This window comes from Aliterella sp. E5.1 (genome assembly GCF_057473825.1).
Genome location: NZ_JBYCCV010000128.1, coordinates 1 through 9,044 on the forward strand (window position 1 = coordinate 1; position 9,044 = coordinate 9,044).

11 protein-coding genes are annotated in these 9,044 nt (G+C 43.7%); 5 read left to right on the top strand and 6 right to left on the bottom strand.

All coding sequences use genetic code 11. From position 1 onward, the window contains the following. Window positions 1-183: 183 nt before the first annotated feature. Together AC2VE5_RS22390 and AC2VE5_RS22395 are read left to right on the top strand one after the other, a co-directional pair. The gene (locus AC2VE5_RS22390) at window positions 184-570 is read left to right on the top strand and encodes a GFA family protein (RefSeq protein WP_486889887.1); all 387 of its coding nucleotides are present in this window, start codon (window positions 184-186) and stop codon (window positions 568-570) included. A gap of 108 nt (window positions 571-678) precedes the next feature. After that, window positions 679-1,971, top strand: a complete 1,293-nt coding sequence (locus AC2VE5_RS22395) for a hypothetical protein (protein ID WP_486889888.1) — start codon at window positions 679-681, stop codon at window positions 1,969-1,971. A gap of 42 nt (window positions 1,972-2,013) precedes the next feature. On the opposite strand, the gene AC2VE5_RS22400 is transcribed toward AC2VE5_RS22395, so the two are convergent. After that, window positions 2,014-3,147 (bottom strand): SpoIID/LytB domain-containing protein, encoded by a 1,134-nt coding sequence (locus tag AC2VE5_RS22400; protein ID WP_486889889.1) that lies wholly within the window; start codon window positions 3,145-3,147, stop codon window positions 2,014-2,016. Between the two features lie 213 nt (window positions 3,148-3,360). On the opposite strand from AC2VE5_RS22400, the gene AC2VE5_RS22405 reads away from it, so the two are divergent. Continuing rightward, the gene (locus AC2VE5_RS22405; protein WP_486889890.1) at window positions 3,361-4,314 is read left to right on the top strand and encodes a ribonuclease Z; all 954 of its coding nucleotides are present in this window, start codon (window positions 3,361-3,363) and stop codon (window positions 4,312-4,314) included. Window positions 4,315-4,324: 10 nt separating this feature from the next. Here the strand turns inward: AC2VE5_RS22405 and AC2VE5_RS22410 are convergent, their stop codons facing one another. Beyond that, window positions 4,325-4,750, bottom strand: coding sequence for a hypothetical protein (locus AC2VE5_RS22410; protein WP_486889891.1), 426 nt, complete (start codon window positions 4,748-4,750; stop codon window positions 4,325-4,327). Window positions 4,751-4,873: 123 nt separating this feature from the next. Here AC2VE5_RS22410 and AC2VE5_RS22415 point away from each other — a divergent pair, with 123 nt between their 5' ends. Beyond that, window positions 4,874-5,104, top strand: coding sequence for a hypothetical protein (locus AC2VE5_RS22415; protein WP_486889892.1), 231 nt, complete (start codon window positions 4,874-4,876; stop codon window positions 5,102-5,104). Here the strand turns inward: AC2VE5_RS22415 and AC2VE5_RS22420 are convergent. The 4 genes from AC2VE5_RS22420 to AC2VE5_RS22435 all read right to left on the bottom strand — a co-directional run bounded on the left by AC2VE5_RS22420 (window position 5,101) and on the right by AC2VE5_RS22435 (window position 8,825). Beyond that, entirely contained in the window at window positions 5,101-5,325 is a 225-nt protein-coding gene (locus AC2VE5_RS22420; RefSeq protein ID WP_486889893.1) for a ferredoxin-thioredoxin reductase variable chain, read from the bottom strand. The two genes, AC2VE5_RS22415 and AC2VE5_RS22420, sit on opposite strands and share 4 nt — an antisense overlap. A 309-nt stretch (window positions 5,326-5,634) precedes the next feature. Continuing rightward, window positions 5,635-6,693, bottom strand: coding sequence for an AI-2E family transporter (locus tag AC2VE5_RS22425; RefSeq protein WP_486889894.1), 1,059 nt, complete (start codon window positions 6,691-6,693; stop codon window positions 5,635-5,637). Between the two features lie 111 nt (window positions 6,694-6,804). After that, complete coding sequence (locus AC2VE5_RS22430) at window positions 6,805-7,614, bottom strand: response regulator (RefSeq protein ID WP_486889895.1); 810 nt, start codon at window positions 7,612-7,614, stop codon at window positions 6,805-6,807. After that, window positions 7,611-8,825, bottom strand: a complete 1,215-nt coding sequence (locus AC2VE5_RS22435; RefSeq protein ID WP_486889896.1) for an ATP-binding protein — start codon at window positions 8,823-8,825, stop codon at window positions 7,611-7,613. Before AC2VE5_RS22435 ends, AC2VE5_RS22430 begins: the two co-directional genes overlap by 4 nt. Here AC2VE5_RS22435 and AC2VE5_RS22440 point away from each other — a divergent pair. Further along, window positions 8,825-8,965 carry a hypothetical protein gene (locus tag AC2VE5_RS22440; RefSeq protein WP_486889897.1) on the top strand — a complete coding sequence of 47 codons (141 nt, stop codon included), beginning with the start codon at window positions 8,825-8,827 and terminating at the stop codon, window positions 8,963-8,965. The two genes, AC2VE5_RS22435 and AC2VE5_RS22440, sit on opposite strands and share 1 nt — an antisense overlap. The last annotated feature ends 79 nt before the right edge of the window (window positions 8,966-9,044 follow it).

Consider the following 9,044-nt stretch of genomic DNA (forward strand, 5'->3'; position numbering starts at 1 on the left):
CTGTGACCCCTCTCGCTGGTTGTACGCATCAATAACTTTCTGGCGCAGGTCTACAGAGTATGCTTTCATTCGGCTTCAGGTTGAGTTTACTCTTTAACTGTATTTTACTCTATCAAGAACTGCTGTAAATAAATTGCAAGCTCGTGTTTCTAAGCTAGAAAAACTCCGCACTCCTCGTTAGTTATGACTACATTAGATACTTTTGAAGGCGGTTGCCACTGCGGGGCGGTAAGGTTTCGAGTAGTTGTAGATAAATATAAGGTAGATGAATGTAACTGCTCGATTTGTCTGAAAAAAGGTTTTCTGCATTTAATCGTCCCGTCAGAAAGATTTACTTTATTGCAAGGCGCGGAAGCGTTAACTACTTATACGTTTAATACAGGCGTTGCCAAACATACATTTTGCCGAATTTGTGGCATTCATAGCTTTTATACACCGCGATCGCATCCCGATGGTTTCAGCGTCAATCTGCGCTGTCTTGATGGCGAAAATATATTATCTCAATTTGAAATAGTTCCTTTTGATGGCGCAAACTGGGAGCAAAATATCTACAAACTAGATTCAATTTAAAGTTGGTGGCGAACAAAAGTACGGATTTTGCCCCATGCTAGAGCTAACGCCCAAGAAATAGAACTTTATACTAGATATAGACAAAATAATTTCACTTGAGGGAAGGGCATGGCTCCAAATCCCGCCATCATGGAGGCTGTGGAAAAACTGGGTTATCGCGTCACTGTTGGCGATGTCGCAACCCAGGCAGGATTTAATGTAAATTTAGCCGAGCAAGGACTACTAGCTTTAGCAACCGATGTCGGCGGACACTTGCAAGTAGCCCAAACGGGGGAAATTGTTTATCTATTTCCCAAAAACTTACGGGCAATTTTGCGAAACAAGTTTTTGCGCTTGCGGCTGCAAGAGTGGTGGAAAAAAGTTTGGCGAGTATTGTTTTACTTGATTCGCATATCTTTTGGAGTTCTATTACTTGCGTCCATTGTCCTAATTATTGTTACTATTTTTGTAATTTTGACTGCGATGAACCAAAGCAGCGATGACAATAATAGCGATCGCGGTTATGACGGCGGCGGTTCATTCTTTATGCCCTATTTCTGGATTGGTCCTAATTGGTATGGGGTATTTTCTCCAGACTACGACAGGCGTTACCAGGAGCGGCGAGAAGAAGAAAGTCAGCTAAACTTTTTTGAGGCAATTTTCTCGTTTTTGTTTGGCGACGGCAACCCAAATGCAGACTTAGAAGAACGCCGTCAGAAAGAAATAGCCGCCGTAATTCGTAGCAATCGCAGTGCAGTGGTAGGAGAGCAAATAGCGCCTTATTTAGACGATATTGGCACAGGATACGCCCAAGAGTACGAAGATTATATGCTGCCCGTGCTATCTAGGTTTAACGGACAGCCCACGGTTAGCCCTGAAGGACATATTGTGTATGTATTTCCTGAGTTGCAATCTTACGCCTCAAGGCAACAGCAGCGTTTGGCTATACCACCTTACTTACAAGAACTACCTCAGCGTTTTAGTGCTGCAAGTTCAGGGCAACTAGGGCTAAGTATTGGGTTAGGAGTGCTGAACTTAGGCGGAGCAATATTCTTGGGTAGTTTGCTGTCAGATGTAGCAGCCGCTGGGGGGCTTGTAGGCTTCGTCCAAGCTATCTATTGGCTACTATTGGGTTATGGAGTAGCTTTTCTTGGTGTGCCTTTGGTGCGTTACTTTTGGCTAAAGTGGCGCAATACAAAAATTAGCCTCCGCAATGCCCAACGTCAAGAGCGCTCTTTGCAGTTAGCTGACCCTACAGTACAACAAAAAATTACCTACGCCCGTCAATTTGCTGCCCAAAACGTGATTGCTAATGAGGATTTAGCCTACACCACCGAAAACGATCTGCTAGACCAAGAAGCCGAAAACTCAGCCCAAATTGACGCTGAATGGCAGCGCCGATTACGAGAATCTGGACATTAAAAGGTTAAAGGGCTAGAAGCAATCCTGAAACTATTTGAATATTTATTTAGTTTTAATCGTAGCCAGTTTAGTACCTCGGTAGTAATGTCCCAAGATCTGCTTGTAATTGATGCCTCGCGACGCTAAGGTATAAGCGCCCCACTGGCTCATTCCTAGCCCATGACCCCAACCGCGCCCATCAAAGCGTAAACCTGTTTGTTCTTGAGTAATAGTAAAGCGCGTACTTTTTAAGCCTAAAGCGTTGCGTACTGCTTCTCCCTTTAACTCCCGCGTACCACTCGTGCCGACAATTTTCATTAACTTAATGCTGCCGTAAGGGGTAAGGGTGGGGCTAATGGAAACTAGGTTCCCTACTCCTGAAAGCCGCTTAGTTAATTCTTCGCCGGAAAAGCTCTTTGCCCACTGACATTGAGTTATCCCTTGGTCGTAGTCTTGCACGCCACGCAAATAAGGCAAGGATTCTGACCAAACATCTTCTACGTTTTCTGTATGTCCGCCGGAACACGCATGAAAAACCGACAGAATTAACTGATTGTTGTAAGTTAGCACTTGTCCTGCCGTACCCTTTACTGCCGCCTGGGTACTACTAAATTCACTAGCAAGACCTTTATAAACTTGAGATGCTTGGGTGTTACCCAGATCGTAAGGAGCATTGCGTTCCTTTTGCTGCTTGTAGATGGCATAGGTACGAGCCGCCACTGCTTGAGCCTTAAGAGCTTCTAAGGGCCAACTAGCGCTCATTTCGCTGCCTAGGACGCTATAAAGGTATTGTTCGAGATCGACATAGTTAACTGCTGTTAAGCCTTTGCCTGTGGGAAATACTAAAACTTCACCCCGATACCAACGATCGCCTACGTACACGTAACCCCCTGCTAATGGCTCGATCCACATCGCCCCAGAGCGCATTGTATCTACACCTACGCCGCCTTCACTTGGGAAGGCATAAAAAGCATTCATGGCGGCAATATCGCCGAGTTTTCGCCCCGAAACATCCTTGACTACAGCATTGGTCGAACTACCAACCTTAAGCCGCTCGACACCTTTTTCAACAGCAACTCTCAACTTTACTGCTGCTTGCGCTGGGGCAAGTAGGGCAATCCACAGCACCAGAGTTAGCAACCACTGGCGTTTTGTAAATTGAGTAACAATGGTCAGTAATAAACGGGAATTCTTCATGCAGGCTTGGCTCCAAGTCGGGGATATCAAAAGTATAAAAATTCCAAATACACTAATATAAGCTAATTAGTTAGGAAGTTGCAGTAAAACAATCCTACTGACGAGAAAATAGTTAGAAAGATGCGTCAAAAAGCAAAAGTTACATATTTTTTTTGTTCTGCTCTCCGTGCCACCATGGAAATAGCGATCGCAAATAAGGTTGACTAACATAAAGTGCAGATTACATTTTTAGGGACAAGTTCCGGCGTACCAACTCGCGCGCGTAATGTTTCCAGTGTGGCTTTGCGTTTACCTCAACGAGGCGAGTTGTGGTTGTTTGACTGTGGCGAAGGAACCCAGCATCAAGTTCTGCGTAGTGACTTAAAAATTAGTCAACTGACGCGCATTTTTATTACTCATCTACATGGCGATCACATTTTTGGGTTGATGGGGCTTTTGGCTACCTGCGGTTTGGCGGGTAATACCAGCCACGTTGATATTTATGGTCCCCCTAACCTTAACGAATATCTCCAAGCTTGTCGGCGTTACTCTGGTACTCATTTTTCCTATCCAGTGCAAGTCCATACCGTGCAACCAGGGATAGTTTACGAAGATGACGAATTTACAGTAAGTTGCGACTTGCTTACCCATCGCGTTACTACTTTTGGCTATCGGGTAACGGAAAAAGATCGCCCCGGACGATTTGATATTGATAAAGCTAAAGCTCTTGAAATCCCCCCAGGGAGAGTTTACGGACAACTCAAACGCGGAGAGACAGTCACCCTCTTAGATGGCAGAATAATTGACGGCAAAACTTTGTGCGGAGAAACAGAGGTAGGACGGAAAATTGCCTACTGTACGGATACGGTTTATTGCGATAATGCTGTGGCTTTAGCGATGGATGCGGATGTACTAATTCACGAAGCAACTTTTGCTCACGTTGATGCCGATCTTGCTTTTCAGCGCTTGCATTCTACTTCGACAATGGCAGCGCAGACAGCTTTAACGGCAGGAGCAAAGCAGTTGATTATGACGCACTTTAGTCCGCGCTACGCCCCTGGAAATAAAATTGAATTCAAGGATTTACTCACCGAAGCCCGTGCTATTTTCCCCAATACCCAAATGGCTTACGACTTTTTTACCTATGAAGTACCGAGAAGAAGGGAACTGGAGTTGGTTTCAGCCTAAAGGCGATTGACTATTTTCCCCAATTGCGGTTTTGCACCCGATCGCCAATATCTGTTAACCCCGCTTGACTATTAACAGGCGATCGCGGTGCGGGTAATTCGGGGTTGGGCCAATTACTCAAATCGTTGCAAGGGCAACCTAACGACGCTATCCCTACGTTCAGCAGGGGTACGGGCATCGTGCAACGAGCGCAGGGCATGATGTGCCAAGTATCGGTCAATAACTCGCTAATCGTTTCTGGTGTGCCTTCTAAGTGACTAGCTCCGCCATCGATCGATGTCACTTGCTGCCAACAGTTTTCAAATTCCTGACTGTAGGCTTCACCCTGCATGATGGGTTGTGGTAGTAAGGCTTTGCCACTGCTGCCTACTATTACTTTCTTGCCTAGCTGAAACCAGTAAGCAAGATACTGTTTAACTGCTTGTTCTGATGCCATTGCTTAAAATCTTGCTTGCACTATTTGCTTCAAATACATAGTAACGCTTGGATAAATTTGCTGCTGAACCTCCAGCTTGTCTAAAGCAAGTTCTATAATTGCAACAATACAGTTTATGCAAATATGTCTGAAGAACTCCAGCAGATTATCCCCGTACTTCCACCACGAAGCGTTCAAGAAACTTTTGCCGCGATCGCTTCTACCAGCGAGTTTTACCGAGAAGTGGAGTCACGCGATGCCATGAAGGCTTATGGCAATTGGTACTACACTGTAGCCCAAAAGCACCGTCAAGAACTAGAGCAGATGCGAGGCGAACTAAATATACTAAGTTGGTTTCGATCTAAGCAGCGCTAGGATATTACTTCTAATTCGTTTTCTCGCAAATGAGCCTTGAATTTTTTACTAAACTGAACGTAAATCGGCAAGTTAGCACTTACAGGTCTACCGTGCCATTCGGTGACAATGGCGATCACCTCTCCCTCTGAGCCTTTGAGGTCAAAAGCCTGACTGCGATGCTCTGGGTGATGGTAAACAATTATTGATTCTATAATCCGAACTTTATCGCCAACTTTCATAAACCTGTAACCTAGTAGTTCTCTCCACCAAACCTGCAATAGATGCCAGTTTTCAGTAAAAGTGCTTGTTAAACAATCTTTCTATTTTTGCATAAGAATGTCCTCAGTCTACTTTTGGCTTCGTTTTTGTTAGCAAATCTAACCATACCAAGGTTTCTTAGCTAAAAGTTAATTTTGGGATGTATGAGTTTTTGCTCCATAGAAGTAGGAAGATTTTCAGGGCTTCTAGGCTTTAAAAATTGCTAGGAATTTATATTAGCTGCGACTTGCCTCGATAATTCTGCGGCAATTGTAGCTAAAGAAAATGATTTAATCTGTGGTTTGGGCGATCGCCGCCTCTGCCAAGTTTTGCCAGTTGTCTAAAACGTCCTTAAGACAACTAGCCAAAGGCACAGCAATTAATAGCCCCAGCAATCCGGCAAATTTGGTTCCTACCGCCAAAGCCGCCACAATCCCTACGGGACTAAGACCTGTAAAACTTCCTAGCAACCGAGGGGCGATCGCTTGATCGATGACTTGATCGACAGCTACGGCGACAACTATAGTTTTTATTCCTAGCCAAAAGTCATGAGAGGCGACCAGTAGACTAACCAAGCTGAACCCCAACACATCCCCGAAAGGAATTAAAGTTAGTACGGCGATCGCTAAGCCAAAAATTAAACCAAAAGGAACCTTTAATATTAAAAATGTTGCAGTCATCGCTATCCCCACTAGACCAGCTAAGGCGATTTGGGCGACAAAGTAGTTTTGAAAGTTTTGCTGGAGCGATTTCTGGATTGCCTGCCCAACATGAGGCGGCAACCACTTAAACAAGTATTGCCAAATTCGTTCGCCGTCTAATAACAGGTAAAAAGCCAAAACTATAGTTAGCACTACCTCAGAGACGCTATCAACCGCTCCTATAGCCAAAGTAACAAAGTGTTCGGCAAAAGATTGAAGTTCATCAGGCAAGCGCTCGGTTAGTTGAGTTACTAAGCGATCGAAATTAATCGGTAAATTCCGCGCTGCTGCCCAATTGTTGAGATTTTTTAGTTCTTGAGTCCCCGAATCAATCCATTTGGGTAGTAGTAGTAAGCTTTCGTTCAATTGCTCTAAAAGAATTGGCACTAAAGTAATACTAAGAGTAATCAACAGCGCTAGGCTAACTAGAAAAACTAAGATAACTGCATAGGTGCGTTTGATATCGCGTTGCTGAAGCACTTGCACTGGGTAGTTGAGTATAAACGCCAACACCGCAGCTAAAACAAAAATAGTTACAAGTGGTTGAAAGTATTGAATAACTTGTAGTGCCAGCCAACCATTAAATACAATTATAGGAAAGGGTAAGCCTAGTTTTAACCACCGATCGACTTTAGGAGAAGCTGTCATCTATATTCGTAATCGCGTCTATATTACCCTATCTTGTTTGGGGGAAACAACGTTATTGCTTAAGATAGAGCGATTTTGGGCTATTGTACTATGTGTAAACTGCCTCTTTGTTTAACTTGAACCATTGCTGAGATTGATAACTACCCACTGCCAGCAATTGGCTTCTACATTTGCCCGCACCCAAATCCTTACTTGAATAATAGAGCGATCACATCTAAGCAACTGGGCTGTAAAGTTATCTATTTTGCCTTTGGTTTGAAGTGCTAGTACCAGCTTTTGATCGTTACAGATTTCTGTAAGAGTTTTGTGGGCAATGACTTCGCTCGATTGAGCGTAACCTAGCATTTCAACAAAATGCTGATTAGCTTCTACGATTAAACCATCGGTAATTTGGGCGCTAAAGATGCCAACGGGGGCATTTTCAAACAGATTGCGAAATTTTGCTTCGCTTTGGGTTAGCCTCGCTTCAGCTTTTTGGCGATCGCAAATTTCTTTTTGCATTTGGAGATTGCGGAGTTGTAGTTGGTTTTGCAGCTTGCGAATTGTCAAGTTATTTTCTACACGAGCAAAAACTTCTTCTTCACTAAAGGGTTTGGTAATGTAATCTACTCCTCCAACAGCAAAAGCTTTAACTTTATCTAGTACCTCATCCAAGGCGCTAATAAAAATTACTAGAATATCGCTTGTTAATGGAGAAGCTTTGAGGTGTTGACAAACTTCGTAACCGTTCATATCGGGCATCATCACATCTAGCAAAATCAAGTCGGGTGGAGCCGCTTGCACGGTCTTCAAAGCCGTTTGCCCGTTAATTACTTTGCGAACTTCATAGCCTAGTTGAGTGAGCATAGCCGATAAAAGCCGCAAGTTGTCTGGCTTATCGTCCACAACGAGAATATTTGCTTTTTCTTGTTGGTGATTCATTTTGCACTTGGTTGAGTTAAGTCGATGATTTTGTCAATCCGAAAATTGTTAACCGCCTCAGCTAAGGCAGTTGCTAAAGGTGCATTTGGTACAGGAATTTGCTGCAACAAGCTAAATATTTGTTGTTCATCCGTACGCAGGGCGGCTTGATGTAGCTGTGCTATCCACTCTGGAGGCATAACTATAACTGTTAAGCTTTGAATTTTTAGCACGTAGCTTGCAGTTTCCTTGACCTCTGGTTGGCTATCTTCGTAGAGGTAGCGCACCCCCAAATACTTAGCCATTTTTTCAAGGATGACTGATTCTAAAAAAGGCTTGCAAACAAAGTCATCGCATCCAGTAGACAATATTAAAGCTCGTTCTTCATCAAAGGCACTAGCAGTAAGGGCGATAATAACTATAGGTTGTCCATTGGCATGGCTTTTAATTTGTCTAGTAGCTTCGTAGCCATCCATTACAGGCATTCGCATATCCATCCAAATTAGGTGCGGCTGCCAGGTTTGCCAAATATTTACCCCTACTTGTCCGTTTTCAGCTTCGCGGACTTCAAAGCCGAGGGAAGTCAAAAGTTTGACTAATAGTTGACGATTATCGCTCTTATCTTCAACTACCAAGATGCGATAGGTAGGTTGATCTAGAGCTAAACCAATAACCTTTTGTTGCTTGGTTGTGGTTTCCACTTCTTCAATCCTTTGCGCCCTGCTAACGGGGACATCAAAGGAGAAAATTGTGCCTTGACTGGGAATGCTTTTTAGAGCGATTTCTCCTCGCATTAAACGGGCAAATTGCTGGCTAATAGATAAACCTAAACCCGTACCTTGGTGAGATCTCTGCCCAGCTTGAGTTTGCACAAAAGGTTTAAATAATTTTTCTAACTCGGAGGGAGCGATTCCCATACCTGTATCTTCAACTTCAAAGTGGAGAGTTAGAACTTCTGTCTGCAATGAGTTGCCAATTACAGAGGCGCGTAAACTTACTCTCCCCGTCGCCGTAAACTTAATCGCATTACCCAACAGATTAATTAATACTTGACGCAACTTACCTTCATCTGCCCAGATGTATTGGGGTAAGTCAAGACTGCGCTGAAAAATTAACTCCAAGCCCTTAGCTTGGGCTTCGATTGCGAACATTTCTGTCAAAGAATCTAGCAAACTATAAAGATTAAAGCTGTTTTCATCTAGGGTTACGCGCCCCGCCTCAATTTTGGACATTGACAGTACATCTGGTGGCGGTATCAATTCCTTGGCTGCTAATTCCGGTAGAAAATGCCTCGGTGTCCCTTCGATCTGCTGGTGGTGCCACAAAAGTAATGATAATTGCTAAAGTAGAGACAGAATTTAATTTGCAATGATATTAGACGATGTTGAATTGTCCTACCTGGACCTCTGCTCGAATCGTCAAAAACGGGCGAATTCACAATGGCAAACAAA